The sequence below is a fragment of the Shouchella phoenicis genome, from assembly GCF_047238345.1.
Taxonomy (GTDB): Bacteria; Bacillota; Bacilli; order Bacillales; family Bacillaceae_D; genus Shouchella.
The window spans coordinates 1,171,128-1,189,638 of the sequence record NZ_JBDFMQ010000001.1; the positions used below are offsets into that span (position 1 = coordinate 1,171,128).

Sequence of the window (18,511 nt, forward strand, 5' to 3'; positions counted from 1 at the left end):
TGAATGTGCAAACAATTATTCTTTTCAAGTAACGTAACCGCACCACATAGCAAGGAAGAATTACTCATATACGAGCCTTTCTGGCAAATGGGCATTGTGACAAATGAAGAAGAACGTATGAAACGATTAGAGCGGCTACTAGGGGTACAGCACCTTGAAATGGAGCGTCTGAAAATCTTAAAGCAACAGCGTCAGCAGCGAGAGGCCATTCAAACAGCGTTAATTAAAGGGAGCGTCGTCGCTTGGGTAGGTCCATCGGCTGCAGAAGAATTAGCCTTTTTGGAGATTGCCGAGCAGTTTGATCAAACGGAAAACTTGTACGTGCGAATTGTGCCGGGTCCTTTGCATATTCATGAGCGTGCTCCTGAGCTATTTCAAGAACTTGAGCAGCAACTAGCATTAAAAAAGGAAGAGTGGATGGAGTTAATCCCAGCATTTTCAAGCATTGAAAAACACAAATTGATCGAGCGCGAGAGTTTGTTTGCCTATAAAGAACGAGATGAGCACTTTTTTGACGCAGAAGTATTAGAAGCACTTCGTCAGTTTGAAGAGCCCATACCAGTGGAAAAATTGGTTGCGGCCGTTTATGCAAAGAGACCAGACTATCCAGTACCGTTTTATTTTCAGCGGGTGAATGAAAATAAACGTAAAGGTCATATCGTGCAAACCGATCAAAACCTTTCTTTAAGTGAACATCTACAGTAAAAGAAAGAAGGTGGAGGAAACGAATGGAAATGATTTCATACTCATATTGGAAGAGGAATCAAATAAAGGCTGTATTTAGTCGCTTTCCTTCATCGATCGTTACGTTTCGAATGGTAGGCCGTTACTACTTTATCTATTCGATTCAATGGTCAGAGATCGATCCGATGGTCATACGTGAAGATTTAAAAGAAATGGAATGGATCATGAACGAAGAACTAGGGCTTCAGGAATATTATGATAATCGAAAACGTGCATTCTAATAGTAAAAAACGAGCACGCTGAATAGCGTGCTCGTCTCTTCTTTAAACAGACGCTTTTTGAAGTTTATCAATAAAGGATAGAGAACGACCTGTTCCAATTGCCACTGATTCAAGTGGGTTTGGTGCAATGTGAACGGGTACGAAGATCTCATCTGAAATCCACTCTTGAAGTCCGTTTAAGAGTGCACCACCGCCAGTTAAAAGCACGCCTTGGTCGACAATATCTCCACTTAATTCCGGTGGACAATCTTCTAATGTTGCTCTTAGCGCTTCTAAAAGTTGAAGCAATAGCTCGCTCATCGCTTCTTGGATTTCATACGAATGCAGCTCAATCGTTTTTGGAAGTCCATTCACCAAGTCACGACCACGTATTTCTAATGTTAATTTTTCGTGTTCAATCGGTGCATAGCCAATTTCCATTTTGATTTGCTCTGCTGTACGTTCACCGATCAGAATGTTATAGGTTTTACGTACATATTGAATAATGGCTTCGTCCAGTTTGTCCCCACCAACTCGTACAGAGTTTGAAGACACCACGCCACCGTAAGAAATAATGGCTACTTCAGTTGTGCCTCCGCCGATATCAACAACGACATTTGCTGTTGGTTCTTCAACAGGTAGGTCTGCACCTATTGCGGCAGCAACCGGTTCTTCAATTATGTGAACATTTTTTGCACCGCAGCTTCGAACAGCGTCTAAAATAGCTCGACGTTCTACAGAAGTAGACCCTGTTGGCGCACATACAACAACGTTAGGTTTACGCATCGCAAGACCCATATTTTTACTGGCTTTCCGCATAATTTCTTTAAGTAAACTGGCCGTCACATCAAAATCGGCAATGACACCATCACGTAACGGACGAACTGCGACAATATGGGAAGGGGTTTTACCAACCATTTTTTTCGCTTCGATTCCGATCGCAAGTACATCTCTCGTATCTATATTAAGTGCAACAACAGATGGTTCATTTAAAATAATACCTTTTTCCTTGCTATAGACAAGTATGTTCGCTGTTCCTAAATCAATTCCAATTTGAGCTGTTGAAAACATAATAAGTCACCACATTTCTTCCTTATTCTTTGACTACAAGATAGTGTAACAATTGTGTGGAGAGAGATAAAGTGAAAAAGGATGGAAAAAAGTTTGCATTTAGATTGTAAGAAATAAGTCGGAGTTCCTGGTTTGTCACTCAAATGTAAAGAAGCACCTAAATTTAGGTGCCTCAAAAGGTGGGGGGAGGGTATGAAAGAATTTGGGACTTTACTAACACGATCGTTTAGTGAAATCACCCTCTTGATATCTTTATACCCTTTTTTGTCTTACGTAAACTTTTTTTAAAATATATTTTGTGCTACTCTTTTTGTATGAGAGGAGAGAGCGGTATGAGTGGAATCATTTTATTTGATGGTGTATGTAATTTATGCAACCATTTAGTAGACTTTGTGATAAAAAGAGATATAAAAGGTCGTTATCAATTTGCTTCTCTTCAATCTGAAAAAGGTAAGGCACTTTTGAAAGAACATGGATTACGTCTTGATCTACATACTATGGTCGTAATTGAAAACCAACAAGCGTACACAAAAAGTGATGCAGCACTAAGGGTCTTCCCGAAATTAAAAGGTTTCTGGCCACTTTTTCGAGTGCTGAACATTGTTCCCCGGCCCATTCGTAATAAAGTATATGATTGGATTGCGCATAATCGGTATCGCTTATTTGGAAAAAAAGAGTCGTGTCGATTACCATCAAAAGAAGAACGAAGCCGCTTTTTAACATAATGTTTGAGCGTTTTATTAAGATTTGGGGCGTGAAAAAAACTGAGAATTGTGCTATAATTACAAAAAGCATGAGGGGGCATCATCGTGGAACAATCTGAATTGCAACCATATCTCAAAGCGAAGTTAGAAAAGGCAAAAGTCCAATTTGAACGTACAATTGATTGCAAGCATACAGAGTTTGATGATTTGTATCCTTACATCTCAGAGCAACCGCAATTTTTCTGGTATAAACGTTATGTTGCGTGGCAAGAGCTTTTGACACTTGTCCAAATGGCTTCAGACTTTGAAGTGAACTGGGAAGAATTATTTTTAAAAAAACAAACCATATACATTAAAAAGCGCATTCTTGATGCAAAAGTATTGGATAACTGGTATGAACAGTCAACCGCAGATTCTGCGCAATAAACGATAAGCAAAAACGCCTCAGATTTTCTGAGGCGTTTTTTCATTGCATAACCCGATATCAACGTTGAATGGAGTGACTTGATCTGATTCATGGTTGATTTAATTCAACGTAATAGAAGCGTTGTTTTGGTTATAAATCTCTTTTATTTTTTCGCCGATATCTTCTTCAAGCTCGTTGCGAGTTGGCATACTATCATAGTTTTGAATGATGTGAAAAGTTTGTAACGAAAGTAGGAGATAAGGGTACTTTTCGCCTTTATCAAGAATGACAACATAAATATGTTCATTTTCAGTGCAAACAAAATTCCCGATTTCCTCTACAGAACGTTTTCGCTCCACATTAATTTCCATCTATGATCCTCCTCTTTTTATCATCATGGTCAATAATGGAGAATTCTATTCAACTCGTTATCATTTAGTAAGAATACTGCTTTCGTTTTTAAAGGTTAAACGGTACTATGATACAAGAGTAGTAGATTCGGAAGCGAAAGGAATGATGGAAAGCAGGATGGCGAAGCAAAAATTTTATGTGGTTTGGGCAGGTAGAAAGCCTGGTATATACCGTACGTGGGCAGACTGTGAAAAGCAAGTTAAAGGATACAAAGGAGCTAGATTTAAATCGTATGAATCACAAACTGAAGCAGAACGTGCTTATGAAGGGAAGCCAACTTCAACTGGAGCCAAAAAGGCGACTAAATCTGTGAAGCAGGTTAGCGCGAATACAGCTGAAGACGTTATATGGGATAGTATTAGTGTTGATGTTGGAAGCCACGGGAACCCAGGAAAAGTAGAATATAAAGGTGTTGATACGAAAACTGGAGCCATTTTATTTGAAAAAGAGCCAATACAATTAGGTACCAATAATATGGGCGAATTTTTAGCAATTGTACACGGACTCGCTTATCTACAAGAGAATCAATTAATGAAGCCAGTCTATTCGGACTCAAGAACAGCGATTAGTTGGGTGAAAAAGAAAAAAGCGAATTCAACTTTAGTACGCAATGATAAAACGCGCGAAATTTGGGACCTTGTCAACCGAGCAGAACAATGGTTAAAAGAGAACCCAAATCATCATCAAGTCCTAAAATGGAATACCGAGCAGCATGGAGAAATAAAGGCAGATTACGGGCGTAAAAGCTAAGAAGAGTGAAAGTAGCCTATTTAGGGTAAACCATCATTAGGAATCTCTGAAAAGGAAGTGATGATTATGTACGAAACACTAAAAGGTGTCCAACAAGAATACGTATTTTCTGGAGCTTTAAAAACGTTTCAAGCACGAAAGCAGCAATTATTGAAGCTTAAAGACATGCTACAAAATCACGAAAGCGAACTGCTAGCTGCTGTAAATAAAGATTTAAATAAACAAGAAGCGGAAGCCTTTATGATGGAGCTAGGTACCGTTCACTTAGAAATTAATCATACATTGGAAACGTTAGAAGAGTGGATGGAGCCTGTTAAGGTGAAATCACCTGTGACTCACGCTGGTTCTACTAGCTATGTAGTGAATGAGGCATACGGAAGTGTCTTAATTATTGCGCCATGGAATTACCCAATTCAATTAACCTTCTCACCTCTCGTTGGTGCACTGGCTGCAGGGAATAGTGCGGTTATTAAGCCATCTGAATTAACGCCTCACACATCAAGTGCAATCGCAGCAGCGGTCCGTTCTACGTTTGCACAAGAAATTGTAGCTGTTGTAGAAGGGGATGCCAAAACATCAGAAGCTTTGCTAGAGCAAGGGTTTGACTATATTTTCTTTACAGGTAGTGTGGCTGTAGGCAAAATTGTAATGAAGCATGCTGCCGAACATTTGACGCCTCATACCTTGGAATTAGGTGGAAAGAGCCCTGCAATTGTTGCTGAAGACGCCAAGCTTGATTTAGCAGCAAAACGTATCAGTTGGGGAAAATTCACCAATGCAGGACAAACGTGTATTGCGCCTGATTATGTAATGGTTCATGAAGATGTCTACGAATCATTTCTAAAAAAACTTAAGAAACATACGTACAACTTATTCTCAAAAAGAACGAAAGAAGGCACGTATACGCAAATCGTTAACGAAAAACATTTTGATCGGTTAGCCGCTTACCTTGACAACGGAGAGACTGTTTTAGGGGGCCAGCATTCAAAAGAACATCGTTTGATTTCACCAACGATCCTAACAAACGTTGATTGGGATGCGCCAATTATGAAGGATGAAATTTTTGGTCCGATATTACCCGTTTTCACGTATAAGTCACCAACAGAAGTCATGGTGCGCGTTCGGTCTTTACCAAATCCTTTAGCACTTTATGTGTTTTCTGAAGAAGAACAAACGCAAACACTTTATTCGGAACAGCTTTCTTTTGGAGGCGGCTGCATCAACGATACCATCATGCATGTTGCAAATCCTCATCTTCCTTTTGGAGGCAAAGGACCTAGTGGCATAGGAGCATATCACGGTTATGAAAGTTTTCGCACATTTTCCCATCAGAAGGGCATGCTAAAGCAAACAACGTCTTTTGATATGCCATTACGGTATAAAAGTGGAAAAATGGCAAATAAAATAATTCGAAGTGTGTTCAAATAGGAGAGTAACTATGAGAGAAACATTAGATGTGATTGGTGTAGGGATAGGCCCGTTCAATTTAGGGTTGGCTGCACTAATGGAAGAAAAAACAACGTTAAAGAGTGCGTTCTTTGATGAAACAAACGTATTTCAATGGCATCCTGGCATGCTGTTAGATGGGACCGATTTACAGGTCCCTTTTCTGGCGGATTTAGTCTCATTTGCAAATCCAATGAGTCAATATTCGTTTTTAAATTACGCCCATGTTCACGATCGTTTGATGTCATTTTTCTTTTTTAATCGATTTGATGTGCCTAGAAAAGAATACAATGCATATTGTCACTGGGTCGTAACACAGTTAAATAACTGTCATTTTGGCAAGAAAGTCGTGGACGTTCAATATGTAAAAAGCGATGCTTGTTATCAAGTGACAGTAGAAGATCGTGATAAGACAGAGCATTTTTACTGCAAACATCTTGTTGTGGGAACTGGAAGTGAACCAATTGTCCCTGCAGATATTGAGGGCGGTTTAAATGAAGATATCATCCATTCAAGTTCTTATGGATTTTATGAAAAAGAAATCAAAAAAGCACAATCCGTTACGGTCATTGGATCAGGTCAAAGCGCAGCGGAGATCTTTTACAAATTATTGGATGATCAACTAGAAGAGGAGTACGAACTAAGCTGGTTCACGCGTTCGCCAGGTTTTTTTCAACTTGAAGACTCAAAGCTGGGACAAGAGTTGTTTTCACCAACTTATATAGATTATTTTCATAATCTGACCTACGAACAAAGAGAAGAAGCGCTCCCGTTACTTGGAAATTTAAGAAACGGTGTGCAGCAAAAAACATTGCATAAGATATACGATAAACTCTACCATCGAAGTATTGAAACGAACCAATCGCCAGCACTTATTCAAGCTGCCATTGAAATCAATCAAGTGGAAACCTCTAAATCCGGCGACTATCTTTTATCCGGTAAGCAGTGGCAAGAAGATCAGTCTTTTACACACCGGTCTGAAAAGATCATTTTCGCAACAGGCTATAAGCCGCATATCCCAGATTGGTTAACCGCAATGATGAAAGATGTGGAGATGGAGTCTGAGTCAGAATTTGCTGTAACCCGTAATGCGGAATTGATTTTTAAGGATCAACGTAAAAATCGTGTATTTACGCTCACAAATTTAGAGCATGCATTAGGAACGAGCGCAACGAATTTAGGCTTATCGGTTGAGCGCAATGTTCGGATTATTAATGAATTAGCCAATCAGAAGGTGTACAAAGAAAGCCCAGGACCTGTGTTTCAACAATTCTCTAATAAAGCGTAAGATCGGCGTCCTCAAAGATTAACCAATAAGAATAATTCTTAAAAAAGAATTCTTGTTGATTTAGGTTTGAAAGATTTTAGGGTGGGGAATAGTTTTTCTACGATACAAGAATGAAATCTTTTAAATTTGTTTTTCTTGAGGAGGAACTACATATGACCCGGTTAACAGATAATCAAGGGCACCCAATTTATGATAATCAAAATTCAAGAACGGCTGGTCAGCATGGGCCAACGATGTTGGAAGATTATCATCTAGTAGAAAAATTAGCCCACTTTGATAGAGAACGAATTCCTGAGCGTGTGGTGCATGCTAGAGGTGTAGGCGCATACGGTGTATTTAAAGTGAAAAATAATTTGAAACGTTACACAAAAGCGGCTCTATTTGCTGAAGATGGAAAAGAAACACCGTTATTTGTACGATTTTCAACCGTTATTCACGGTGGTACGTCACCAGAAACGTTAAGAGATCCACGTGGATTTTCAGTCAAATTTTATACGGAAGAAGGAAACTACGATTTTGTTGGAAACAACTTACCTGTTTTCTTTATTCGAGATGCGATTAAATTTCCAGACGTGATTCATTCTTTAAAGCCTGATCCTCGCACAAATATTCAAGACCCAGATCGCTATTGGGACTTTATGTCGCTTTCACCTGAAACAACAAATATGCTGATGCACTTGTTTACAGATGAAGGCATTCCGGCTTCCTACCGTGAAATGCGTGGCTCAAGTGTCCATGCATTTAAATTTGTGAACGAGCATGGCAATATGGTTTATGCGAAGCTTCGTTGGGTTCCAAAGAAAGGAATTCGTAACTTGTCTGGAGAAGAAGCGGCAGAGATCCAAGGACAAGACTTTAACCATGCAACAAGAGATTTCTATGAGTCAATTGAAAAGGGAGAGTTTCCTGAGTGGGATCTTTATGTACAAATCCTTGACCCGGCTGATTTAGACAACTTTGACTTTCATCCTCTTGATGCAACGAAAGATTGGTTAGAAGAGGACATTCCGTATCAACATGTAGGTACGATGACGTTAAATCGCAATCCTGAAAATGTGTTTGCAGAAACGGAACAAGTTGGATTTAACCCAGGTAATTTGATTCCAGGAATCGAGCCTTCTGAAGATAAAATGTTACAAGGACGAATTTTCTCATATTCCGATACACAGCGTTACCGTGTTGGTGCAAACTATTTGAACCTACCTGTAAATTGTCCATTTGCGCAAAAAGCCAATTTTCAACGTGATGGAGCGATGCCTGTAGGTCAGCAAACAAATTCAATTAATTACGAGCCAAATCGTTATCAAGAAACGCCAGACGAAGCAGAAGAATTTGAAGATTATCGAGCGCCTATTCAAGGAACGATCGGTCGAATAGCGATTGAAAAGAAAAATCATTTTGGACAAGCTGGTAAGATTTATCGTAATTACGAGGAGAGTGTGAAACAAGCACTCGTAAAAAACATTGTTGGCGATTTAGAGCAAGTAAAACAAGAAACGGCTTTGCGTGCGGTTTGTAATTTCTACCGCGCCGATGAATCATTAGGGCAGAGATTAGCAGATCAATTAAATCTTGATATTTCTGAGTATGTCCAGCAGGCTAAGAAATAAGAGCTGTTGGTGAATTGGTTATAAATGATAATGAGAAGACAAACGATCCAATTGGGTGGTTTGTCTTTCTTTTTTATGAGAACTTAAGGTTTTAAGGGATAAACAATTATTTGCGCTTGATCAGGTTCTTCTTTATGATTATAAAAAGGGGGAAAGTTATGAAAATTATAGATTATGAAAAAGAATACGCAAATGCTACAGCAAAAATGTGGAATGAAAGTCGTGAAAATTTTGGCGGTGGTGATACGGTTGAAACCGCAGAAGATCGTGAGAAAGAAGAGCGAAATTCAGGTAATATCGCCACTATGCTAGCGATAAAAGAGGACGAGGTTATTGGGTACTGTGGACTTGCTGAATTCCATGCGGATCGAGATGCTCTTTATATTCCATTATTAAATGCCCACCCACAGTATATTGGAAAAGGGATTGGAAAAGCTCTCGTCCTTGAAGCCATTCAACGCACAACAAAAGCAGGTTGGCCTCGACTTGATTTGCATACGTGGCCAGGAAATACGAAAGCTGTTCCACTTTATAAGCGCTGTGGATTCTTTTGGGAGGACCGAGAAGAAACGACTCATTTAATGAATTTTATCCCGTTAGTCTTACAGCACCCATTTTTAAAAAAATATCTGAATGAATCCAACTGGTATGCTGCATTAAAGCGGGATTTGACTGTTGAGCCTGACCGTGAAAAAAAGGGAGAATTCACAATCTTTACATACAAGTTTGAATTAGACGGTGAGCTTATTACGGTTGGAATAGAGCATTCAAGCAGGAGAATTTTTAAAATTGAGACAAATAATTTCAATCTTGAATGGCTTCTTCCGCATAAACAACTCTTTCCAACTATTTCATATAAAGCCTCACTTAAATTTGAAAACAAACGTAATCAGTCTATGCCTATACGTATAAATGATGAAGATGATCGTTTGAATTTGCATGTGAAGGTTGAGGACGAAGTGCCTGCGAAAGAACAGAGAATCTATACGTTTCCATTTCATGTTAATGAAGTGGAAGAGGAAGATGAAGCCATTTCTGAATGGAAGACATACCCATTTACAACTTTATCTGTTCACATTCATGACGTAAGTGTTCCTCTATCATGCGGATATGTAGTAAAAAAACCGTTACATTTAAGCGCTAGCGATTTTACGAGTCATAAACGGGAGCAATTATTTTTACACGTTCGAAATCAGCTACCAACAAGTCAAGTAGTGAAGCTTTATGGGAAAGAACATCCTTTACTTGAATGGATAGATAGGGAAGGAACGATTGAAGTTGCGCCAAATCAAACAAAAACCGTCTCGTTTTCGTGTAAACAAAAGCAAGTAGGCGTAGAACCTATTGATTTTACGATTTCTCTACAAGATAAGAGGGAGCAGTCTACTTCTTTTTATGAAGAGCGTGTTCCGTTCTATATTGATGGTGAGGGTAGCGTTGGATCCTTTCAACAAGATCAAATGTTTGTAGCTGTAAATGGAAAGCAACAGCTTGTTTTCCATCAAGATTCAGCCTTAACTACGTTTATTCAAGCAGGTATTGAGCAGCCATGGTCCATGCTTCACCCGAGTTTTAATGATCCGTTAACGAATGAGTTGGCAAACGTTGGCTGGCAATCTATTCATTCAGAAACGAAAGATCGTTTTCAAACAATTAAGGTAACCTATCTCCTCAATCAAGGGAAAGCAGAGTGTACCATTCAATATAAATGGACGCATCATCACATTCTTGAGGCTGAGTATGTCATAACCAATAAAAGTAGTCAATCAATCGATTTAAAGCAAATGATCGTGCCGTTTTATTTTAAACCGAATGATGTCTATCTCTCTACTAATCATGAGATTAAGCAAATCTCACAAGTTCAACAATATTGGATTGACGACGTTCCGTTGGAAGAGAAGGACATTGAGTGGGTGTTTTTAAAATGGGAGGAAGGGACTCTTGGTCTTGAAGCAGATACCAGCGCACAGTGTTTAGAAATCGATGATGATTTATGTTTTCGATGGGCGCTTAATCCTCTTCAAGCTGGAGAAACATCTGCATCTATGAAAGTAACTTTGTTTCCAAATGTAGACGGTAATATTGACCTGTTCATGAAAAGAAAAAAAGCAACACAAACTCTTGAAAAACATGCGCTTGTGTCATTTAGAGAACATGGGTTTTATTGCGATAATCAAGCGCTTAAACTACAAATCAATACAGGTATCCAACAAGCGGATCAAGGGGATATTATCGTTAGTGATCAACAAGCGACCTCTTATAGCTTTGATACGCAAGATGGACAGACTGATCTTAATCATACTGTTCTGGCAAATGAAGAGGATGGGGTTACACCATTAATGATTCAATATAAGGGAAAATCGATGCAAGCAATAAGTATGCTGCAGGCATTTCGTGTAGGCAGTGAGCCAGTTGTCTCAAAGGTTGAGAAAATAGAAGGCCTAGACGTCCATGTTATTCATAACGGAGTGCTCACTTTTAAAGTCGCAAATGATTACTATCCAGCAGTTTATTCTGTCTACAGAGAAGAAGAATGGTTTGATCATTCTTTTCCGCAGTCAGGTGCAAAAAGTTGGTGGAATCCATGGGGTGGGGGAATCATGACAATTCCTGTAGGCTTGCAGCTACGGACAATCGCCGAACAAAAAAGAAAAACCACTTTTGTTACTCGTACAGATCAATGGGGACAGGTCTGGACAGGAATAAAAACTTCATTTACATTTAACGATCATAAGCAATGGCAAGATGCGACTGTGCATCAGTACTTTTTAACACTTCCACACACAGGTCTGTTAGTCCATTATACCGAGTTAGAAGATGGACCGAATGTTGTATTGGATCAATCCTTTTTGACAAGAGCCTTTTTTAATCGAAAAGGTAGTGTTTTTTATCCTACTGAAACAGACGACCTTGCGTTTGTTTTATCTGGAGGCTCACAATCGTTTGGAGGATCAAAATTAGCACAAGCCGCTAGACTATATAAAAAAGAGGTAGACGAAACCCTTCTTGTTGTTCGACCAGATCAGCAGCATGATTCAGAGTTTTATGAGAATAAAGATGTTTTTTCCTACATGACAAGGGAAGCAATTGAACGACTTCCAGGTGATGGAATTGTACACTCTCGTCCTCATTCCTTTATTTTCACTTCAGGTTTATCAAAGGGTACAGGTTGGGAATGGTTACGTTCACTGCAATTTAAGGAGGAATAGAACGACGTTGAAAATTATTGATGCACATGTTCACTTTTCTAGGATTCACACATTTCAAGAAACCGCAACGAACGATAGTTTGCTTCATTATGATCATGAGGGAATTGAGCGTGAATTCAAAGACGCCAATGTAATCGCATCGGTTGGAATGGGTGTGGAAGAAAGCAAACTAGGTGCTTTTCCAGATCAGTCGGCTCCAGATTTAATGGGTCTGGATTTACCGAACCGGCCTCACTCAATGGGAATTTGTATTGGGATTAATCCCTTTTTACTAACATCACATTCAATTGAACGGCTGGATGCGTTATTAGAACATAAAGAGTATGTTGGGATCAAAATTTACTTAGGTTATTATCCTTACTATGCTTTTGATGATGTGTACCAACCTGTTTATGCGATAGCAAAAAAACATCAAGTTCCTGTAGTGTTTCATACAGGCGATACCTATGCGGAAACAGCCATTTTAAAGTATGCACATCCATTAACAATTGACGAAGTAGCTGTAAAGCATCGGGATGTCACGTTCGTTATGGCACATTTAGGTGATCCATGGTGTCTAACTGCTGCTGAAGTGATGTATAAAAATCGCAATGTGTATGCCGATTTATCAGGTCTTATCGTAGGTACAGACGAGAAAGTGAATCGTCATAAAGATAAGGATAACCCTTATTTTGATCATTTTAAACATGCGTTAATTTATGGTGATGCGTATGATCGCTACATGTTTGGAACGGACTGGCCACTGGTTGGCGTAAAACCATACATGGAATGGCTTGCGGGAATTATACCGGAAAAACATCACCAAGCGTTTTTCCACGATACTGCCCTACATGTGTTTTCCAAACTAAATGCATTAATTTAAGCATAAGCTCCTGTCTGATTTCATAGGTTTAAATGAGATCAGAGGGGGCGTTTTGAATGTATAGACAATGGACGAGCTATAAAAAAGAAGAAAAGATATTGTTAGGATGCAGTTTTTGCACAGTGCTATTTATGGTTTCAAGCTTGATTTTCTAACATTTAACGTGCAAATCTTCAAAATAAATGATACGATTATTACGGGTTTCGAAATAAGCCGTTCTTTGAGGAGGATACATATGAACGAAACAGTGAATTTTCCGATTACATGGGATTTGGATTCGATCTTTAAAGGTGGAAGTGATTCAAAAGAATTTACAGAATTCTTCAACGAAACGGACAAGCAATTAGATGTTTTGTTAGCAAAACAAGATCTTAACGTAGAGGACTTGGTCCAATCTATAGAGACGATTACACCGAGACTTCGCCAAACTGGAGCATTTGTATCGTGTTTGTCGGCTCAAGATGTGAAAGATAAAAAGGCGCTTCTCTTACTTGAAAACGTCCAAGAACAACAAGTGAAAACGCAGAAACTAATGCTTCGTCTAGAAGATGAACTACGAGATTTATCGGAAGAGGCGTTCCGTGAGCTTCTTTCAAATGAAAAAATAGCGCCATCTGCCTTTTTACTTGAGAAAACGCGTAGTCGTGCAATGGATAAAATGAGTTCAGAGAAAGAAGAACTCGCTTCAAAGCTTGCTAAAGATGGTTATCATGCCTGGGGGTCCGTGTATAACGAAGCTGTTGGCAGAATGGTGATTCCTTTTGAAGAAGATGGCGAAACAAAAATGCTGTCAGCGGGACAATTACATAATCGTTTAGGAAGTACAAATCGTGAGGTGAGAGAGCGTGCCTCGGTAGCATCATTAAATGCGTGGGAAGAGCAAGCTCCATTATTTACCCAATCATTGAATCGCTTGGCTGGATTTCGATTAAAGCTCTATGAAGAGCGCGGTTGGGAAAATGTGTTGGAAGAACCTCTAGAATTAAATTTAATGACGGAAGAAACACTCACAACAATGTGGGATACGATTACAAAAAACAAGCCTGAATTTTATGCTTATATGGACAAAAAAGCAGCTCTACTAGGGGTCGAAACATTAGCATTACACGATGTAGGAGCACCGTTACCTTTAGAAGATGAGTCAAAGAATTCGATCTCATACGAAGATGCATGCCAGCTCATTATCAAACATTTTAAACGGTTTAGCCCTAAAATGGCAGATTTTGCAGAAATGGCATTGCGAGAAGGATGGGTAGAAGCAGAAAATCGGTCTGGTAAACGTCCCGGTGGATTCTGTACAGGCTTCCCAATGGAGCAAGAATCTCGAATTTTTATGACGTATGATGGTTCTATGTCAAACGTTGCGACTCTTGCACATGAATTAGGTCATGCTTATCATAGCTGGTGTTTAAAAGACAATGACGTTCAATCACAAAAGCAATACCCAATGAGCATCGCGGAGACAGCTTCCACGTTTGCAGAGATGATTGTAGCAGATGCGTTAGTTGACGAAGCAGAAAGTGAAGATGTGAGAAAGATGCTGATCGAAAATAAACTGTCTCGTTCTCTTGCATTTTTTATGAACATTCATTCGCGTTTCTTGTTTGAAACACGTTTTTACGAAGAGCGCAAACAAGGGATGGTTCCTACAGAACGATTGAATGAGCTGATGATTGAAGCACAGAAAGAAGCATATGGTGAAAAAGTTTCATCGTATGATCCGTATTTCTGGGCATCAAAGCTACATTTTCACATTACAGGACAACCATTCTATAACTTCCCGTATACCTTCGGCTACTTGTTTAGTATGGGAATTTATGCAAGAGCGTTAAAGTCCGAATCTTCTTTTGAAGATGCGTATATTGCATTGTTGCAGGATAGCGGTCGGATGTCCGCTGAAGCTTTAGCAAAAAAACATTTAGACGTTGATTTAACGAAGCCAGATTTTTGGCAAGAAGCGATCGATGTTATTTTAGAAGACATTCGACAATTTTAATACGTTCGTGGACGCATAGTTTGTTGGGCAACCAATAAGCTATGTTTTTTTTATTAATAAATCGTACAGTCAGTCAATCCACGCATCATCTGTTAAAGTGTTTTTCTGAAAACAATCCAGACAGAAGCGTATAAATGTGGAAGGGTTTTGTAAAACAATCTAAAAAGGCTAGAACATAGGACAGCATGAAGGATTTCGTTGTATCTTATAGAGGTGATTCTAATTCATTGACTCAAATAAAGTTAAGAAGTGTTTTAAGGGACGCTTCCTTTTCTTATGCCAATTTGTATGCGCTTAAACCTTCTTTTTGCAAATTCCTTTATGAGTAAAATAGAATAATGATAAAATAATAGAAATAGCCTAATTAACGGAATGAATGCGAAATACGCATGTCTTTAATTACCGATTAAGGAGAGGTGAAGATGAAAAGAGCAACATGTATACTTTTTTGCAGTGCATTGATGTTGGGTGCATGCTCCCCAGATGAAGAGCGTGCTGAATCACCTGAAGTGAATGGGACCACTAGTGAAGACCATGCCGAAACTACAGATGAAGACAATGAGGCTGATGATACAGAAGAGCGTAGTAATGAAGAATCTGGCGATGCGACGACGGAGGACCGCGAAGATGACGAATCACAGTCAAGTGAAGAAATCCCCGCTGAGACGAATGGATCTACTGAAGACGAGCAGAGCAGCGATGGTGAAGCTTCAGTAAATCCTGAAGAAATCATTGCCAATGCGATTGCCGCAGAAGAACAGTTTGAACAGTATTCACTTGAATGGCAGCATCATGATGTGGCAGAAGATGGTGCCGTAATGGAAGCAAAAGGGTATACCGTGCTAAAATACATGGCGAATCCAAATGGTCCTGATTACTACTATCGTGAGACTTCTGGTACCGAGTTAGCAGAAGATGAAGGGACAACAGTCTATGAAGCGCAAACACCTGAAGCTAAAACAATGTATACAGAAGGAGACGATCATGTCACCTTGCTTCGTGCAGATGATGAACAGGTACCAACGATCTCTCAAGTTAAGTTAAATGAATTTATCGGCGATCAGTCTGTTTATGATCTAGAATATAGAGGCATTTTTGAAACAGAAGGTTTTAAAGCACATCATTTATTTGCCGTATCCGATAATGAAAATACGGAAATTAATCTGTGGTTTGACACAGAGACTGGTATTCAAGTTAGACAGAATCAGTTTTTTGCTGGCTACGATGGTACGGTTTCACGCTTAACGATGTTTGACTCAGAAACTGAATTAACAGAAGCTGATTTTCAAATTAGTCATGTTAGTCAATATTCGATTATTGATGAACGATAAGAAAAAAGAAGCTTTTCCATAAAAGGAAGCTTCTTTTTTTCTCTAGTAATCGTGTCCATCACTTTGTAAGTAAGCTTTATCTTTAAAAAATAACCGCCAAAACCAAATAAATACAGGAATGAGCACAGCTAAACCGATAATGAAGCCTATCATTAGATAACGAAACATGGTTTCATTTGTAAATGCATCATAAATTGTGACGTCAGGGTATAGAAGATAAGGCAAATGAGCCATGCCGTAAGCTAAACTGGCGAGACCGAATTGGATGACGGTGAAAATTAATGCCACCCGCGGCTGCCCTAATTCTTTATTCTTAGAAGGCCACCACAATGCGCTATAGCCAATGCCAAACGCAAGGAGAGAAGCTGTGTACCATCCCCATAGGTCCATAAAGTTTTCGAACATCCAAGGGGCCTCTGGAATTAATGTGAAGATCGCCGCAATGGCAACCACAAGTGTAATTGGACCGAGAATGAGCGCGTTTCTTCGGTACGTATGGGCCGTACTCATATCCCCAGCTTCTTTTGAGTAATCTGCCATAAATAGTGACGAGATAAACAACTCTGTCATTAAACCGAAACTAATATGGGTATAAAATGCAGGACTCTGCAAAAGTCCGTCTAACAGAATGTATTGACGTTCATCCGCTACTGTTACAAATCCGCCAATGGCAGCTGGAAGGATACTGATTAGAATCGCTGGAATAATTAATCCGCACGTACCAGATACGAGAGTGAGCACACGAGAGTATTTTTCTGTACTGAATGCATAGACCATAAAGGCACTTCGAATTGTTAGCAGCAATAGGACTAAACAGAACGGGACAATCATTAATGTACCGAGTGTAGGCGCAGCACCTGGAAATAAAGCAACAAAAGCGACAACCAATAAAACTAAAAATACGTTTGTTACCTTCCATGCAGGAGATAGAAAGTTGTTCGCAATCCGTGAAGCTTGTACGTTATTTCTGCGCTCATAATACATGGCCCAAAAACCTGTTCCAAAGTCAATTGAGCCTGCAACAGCATAAATGAATAACATGATCCATATTAACAAAATGGCTAAATAGACGGGTTCCATCTTTCTCCCTCCTTATGATCCAATTGCATTCATATCTTGCGTAAGTGGATTTCGTTTGAAATAAAAGTACAGCACAAGACTTGTAATGACGAGTAACACGGCATACAGCACGGCAAAGAAGAAAAAGATAATCCCTAAATTTCCTGATGTCGTTGCTGCTTCAGACGTGCGTTGAATATCAAAAATCGTCCAAGGCTGTCTGCCTGTGCAGCTAAAGATCCAGCCAGTTTCAATACCGATCATAGCAAGTGGACCGGAGGCAACAAATGCAGCTAAAATCCATTTTGGAAAGGCGAAGTTTTCTTTCTTTCTTTTAATAAACCAATAAAGCAAACCTCCACCTGAAATGGCAATTAAACCACCCCCAATAAAGACCATGACATTAAACAGCGTATGTACAATAAGTGGTGGCCAATTTTCTTGTGGAAAATCGTTTAGCCCTTGAATAACGCCGTCAGTAGAGTATGTGGCAAGCCAACTTAACAAACCAGGAATTTCTAAACCACCGATCACTTCATTTTCTTCGGGACTTGGAACGCCAAAGAGTGTTAAAGGTGCGTTTGATTGTGTTTCAAATAGTCCTTCTGCAGCAGCGAGTTTAATCGGAATTTCCTCATAGAGCATGACGGTGGTATCGTGACCCGTTAAGCCTGTCCATAAAGACATGCCCAATCCAAAAATAAGTGCCATCAGCATACCTTTATGATGGTAGCGACGTTCAGCTTCTGTAATAGAAGGTTTCATTAACTTGTAAGCCGCAACCGCAACTAAAACAAATGCACCAGTCATATAAGCTGTACTGATTACGTGTAGAGAGGTTGCCCAAAAGCTCGTTGATAAGGCAGCAGAAAGCGGATTAACATTTGTAATTGACCCGTTAACAATGTCAAAACCTTCAGGTGTGTTCATCCATGCATGGGCGCTTGTAATGAGCACGGCTGAAGCGACAGCTCCAAAAGCGATAAAGAAAGAGCTAATAATTCGCATTGTCGTGGTTAAACGATCAGCCGCATACACGTAAATAGCGAGAAAAAGTGACTCCAAAAAGAAAGCAAATATCTCAATTTGAAACGGTAGTGCGATAACCTGACCAACGATTTCCATGAAACCTGGCCATAGCAGGGAGAGCATGACTGCTACGATTGTTCCAGTTGGAATCGCAACACCAAGTAAAATAGCTAACCCTTTTGTCAGCCGTTTTGCTAGAACCGCATAATCGTTATCTTTGCGGATCACACGCATAATTTCACCAAAGAAAATCATAAGGGAAATCCCAACGGTTAAGGTAGCAAAGATGATGTGAAAAGCCATTGAAGTACCAAAAAGCATTCTTGATAGTAGTACATTATCCATGCAAATCCTCTTTTCATATTGTTTAAGAGGTAATTTGTGCAAGTAAAACA

At 39.5% G+C, this 18,511-nt stretch carries 16 protein-coding genes; 12 read left to right on the plus strand and 4 right to left on the minus strand.

Annotation, left to right across the window (positions count from 1 at the left end):
• Positions 1-3: 3 nt before the first annotated feature.
• Both ABC361_RS06355 and ABC361_RS06360 read left to right on the plus strand, forming a co-directional pair.
• Positions 4-705 (plus strand): hypothetical protein, encoded by a 702-nt coding sequence (locus tag ABC361_RS06355; protein ID WP_413073221.1) that lies wholly within the window; start codon positions 4-6, stop codon positions 703-705.
• A gap of 23 nt (positions 706-728) precedes the next feature.
• The gene (locus ABC361_RS06360) at positions 729-965 is read left to right on the plus strand and encodes a hypothetical protein (RefSeq protein WP_413073222.1); all 237 of its coding nucleotides are present in this window, start codon (positions 729-731) and stop codon (positions 963-965) included.
• Between the two features lie 42 nt (positions 966-1,007).
• Here the strand turns inward: ABC361_RS06360 and mreBH are convergent, their stop codons facing one another.
• Positions 1,008-2,015 (minus strand): rod-share determining protein MreBH, encoded by a 1,008-nt coding sequence (gene mreBH / locus ABC361_RS06365; protein WP_413073223.1) that lies wholly within the window; start codon positions 2,013-2,015, stop codon positions 1,008-1,010.
• 332 nt (positions 2,016-2,347) lie between these two features.
• Here mreBH and ABC361_RS06370 point away from each other — a divergent pair, with 332 nt between their 5' ends.
• Both ABC361_RS06370 and ABC361_RS06375 read left to right on the plus strand, forming a co-directional pair.
• Complete coding sequence (locus ABC361_RS06370) at positions 2,348-2,740, plus strand: thiol-disulfide oxidoreductase DCC family protein (RefSeq protein ID WP_413073224.1); 393 nt, start codon at positions 2,348-2,350, stop codon at positions 2,738-2,740.
• 84 nt (positions 2,741-2,824) lie between these two features.
• Entirely contained in the window at positions 2,825-3,145 is a 321-nt protein-coding gene (locus ABC361_RS06375; RefSeq protein WP_413073225.1) for a hypothetical protein, read from the plus strand.
• A 99-nt stretch (positions 3,146-3,244) separates the two neighbouring features.
• On the opposite strand, the gene ABC361_RS06380 is transcribed toward ABC361_RS06375, so the two are convergent.
• On the minus strand, positions 3,245-3,496 hold the full coding sequence (locus ABC361_RS06380) for a hypothetical protein (RefSeq protein ID WP_413073226.1): 252 nt from the start codon (positions 3,494-3,496) through the stop codon (positions 3,245-3,247).
• A gap of 157 nt (positions 3,497-3,653) precedes the next feature.
• Between ABC361_RS06380 and rnhA the strand changes: the two genes are divergently transcribed.
• From rnhA to ABC361_RS06420, 8 genes are all read left to right on the plus strand, one after another.
• Positions 3,654-4,286, plus strand: a complete 633-nt coding sequence (rnhA, locus tag ABC361_RS06385) for a ribonuclease H (protein ID WP_413073227.1) — start codon at positions 3,654-3,656, stop codon at positions 4,284-4,286.
• Positions 4,287-4,352: 66 nt separating this feature from the next.
• On the plus strand, positions 4,353-5,714 hold the full coding sequence (locus ABC361_RS06390) for an aldehyde dehydrogenase (protein WP_413073228.1): 1,362 nt from the start codon (positions 4,353-4,355) through the stop codon (positions 5,712-5,714).
• Between the two features lie 10 nt (positions 5,715-5,724).
• Positions 5,725-7,020 (plus strand): lysine N(6)-hydroxylase/L-ornithine N(5)-oxygenase family protein, encoded by a 1,296-nt coding sequence (locus ABC361_RS06395; protein WP_413073229.1) that lies wholly within the window; start codon positions 5,725-5,727, stop codon positions 7,018-7,020.
• Positions 7,021-7,172: 152 nt separating this feature from the next.
• Positions 7,173-8,630: a catalase gene (locus ABC361_RS06400; RefSeq protein ID WP_413073230.1), complete on the plus strand. Its 1,458-nt coding sequence runs from the start codon at positions 7,173-7,175 to the stop codon at positions 8,628-8,630.
• Positions 8,631-8,788: 158 nt separating this feature from the next.
• Entirely contained in the window at positions 8,789-11,839 is a 3,051-nt protein-coding gene (locus tag ABC361_RS06405) for a GNAT family N-acetyltransferase (RefSeq protein ID WP_413073231.1), read from the plus strand.
• Positions 11,840-11,846: 7 nt separating this feature from the next.
• Positions 11,847-12,701 carry an amidohydrolase family protein gene (locus tag ABC361_RS06410; RefSeq protein ID WP_413073232.1) on the plus strand — a complete coding sequence of 285 codons (855 nt, stop codon included), beginning with the start codon at positions 11,847-11,849 and terminating at the stop codon, positions 12,699-12,701.
• 235 nt (positions 12,702-12,936) lie between these two features.
• Positions 12,937-14,697 carry a M3 family oligoendopeptidase gene (locus ABC361_RS06415; RefSeq protein ID WP_413073233.1) on the plus strand — a complete coding sequence of 587 codons (1,761 nt, stop codon included), beginning with the start codon at positions 12,937-12,939 and terminating at the stop codon, positions 14,695-14,697.
• A gap of 422 nt (positions 14,698-15,119) precedes the next feature.
• Positions 15,120-16,028, plus strand: coding sequence for a hypothetical protein (locus ABC361_RS06420; RefSeq protein ID WP_413073234.1), 909 nt, complete (start codon positions 15,120-15,122; stop codon positions 16,026-16,028).
• Positions 16,029-16,070: 42 nt separating this feature from the next.
• Here the strand turns inward: ABC361_RS06420 and ABC361_RS06425 are convergent, their stop codons facing one another.
• Both ABC361_RS06425 and ABC361_RS06430 read right to left on the minus strand, forming a co-directional pair.
• Positions 16,071-17,108, minus strand: a complete 1,038-nt coding sequence (locus ABC361_RS06425; protein ID WP_413073235.1) for a cytochrome d ubiquinol oxidase subunit II — start codon at positions 17,106-17,108, stop codon at positions 16,071-16,073.
• A 12-nt stretch (positions 17,109-17,120) separates the two neighbouring features.
• Positions 17,121-18,461, minus strand: a complete 1,341-nt coding sequence (locus ABC361_RS06430; protein ID WP_413073236.1) for a cytochrome ubiquinol oxidase subunit I — start codon at positions 18,459-18,461, stop codon at positions 17,121-17,123.
• Between the last annotated feature and the right edge of the window lie 50 nt (positions 18,462-18,511).